Here is a 956-nt window from a genome sequence, read left to right as displayed (position 1 = left end):
CAAGCAAATTAGGTGCAAAGAATCAATGACAAGCACGTAGTGCTACCATTTTCTTTGCGCAAGGTGCCTCAACTTTAACGCTATGCGCTAAGAGTCACCTCATGAATTTGGAAAATATATGATAATATTTTTTAAGTCTTTTCAGTAATATCTACTTTAGTTATATTAACTTCTTCGCTTATTTCACTATCACATAAAACGCGTTTGGCGTTGTATGGTTAAGCCTCACGGGTAATTAGTACAAGTTAGCTTAATGGCTCACACCACTTCCACATCTTGCCTATCAACGTTGTAGTCTTCAACGGCCCTTCAGAGACTTTAAAAGTCTAGTGAGAACTCATCTCGAGGCCTGCTTCGCGCTTAGATGCTTTCAGCGCTTATCAGTTCCGAACGTAGCTACCGGGCAATGCCATTGGCATGACAACCCGAACACCAGCGGTTCGTTCACTCCGGTCCTCTCGTACTAGGAGCAACCCCTCTCAATTCTCAAACGCCCACGGCAGATAGGGACCGAACTGTCTCACGACGTTCTAAACCCAGCTCGCGTACCACTTTAAATGGCGAACAGCCATACCCTTGGGACCGACTTCAGCCCCAGGATGTGATGAGCCGACATCGAGGTGCCAAACACCGCCGTCGATATGAACTCTTGGGCGGTATCAGCCTGTTATCCCCGGAGTACCTTTTATCCGTTGAGCGATGGCCCTTCCATTCAGAACCACCGGATCACTATGACCTACTTTCGTACCTGCTCGACGTGTCTGTCTCGCAGTTAAGCTGGCTTCTACCATTACACTAACCGTACGATGTCCGACCGTACTTAGCCAACCTTCGTGCTCCTCCGTTACTCTTTAGGAGGAGACCGCCCCAGTCAAACTACCCACCAGGCACTGTCCGTAACCCCGATTCAGGGGCCAACGTTAGAACATCAAAACTACAAGGGTGGTATTTCAAGG

General features: G+C 48.1%; 1 rRNA gene. It reads right to left on the bottom strand.

What is annotated here, in order from left to right:
* Positions 1–214: 214 nt before the first annotated feature.
* A 23S ribosomal RNA gene (locus L655_RS0111420) occupies positions 215–956 on the bottom strand; the annotation flags it as partial.

It is taken from the genome of Pseudoalteromonas sp. TAE79 (assembly GCF_000498015.1).
GTDB lineage: Bacteria > Pseudomonadota > Gammaproteobacteria > Enterobacterales > Alteromonadaceae > Pseudoalteromonas.
The sequence above is the reverse complement of the archived record's forward strand: the minus strand, read 5'-3'. Positions and strand labels throughout refer to the sequence as shown.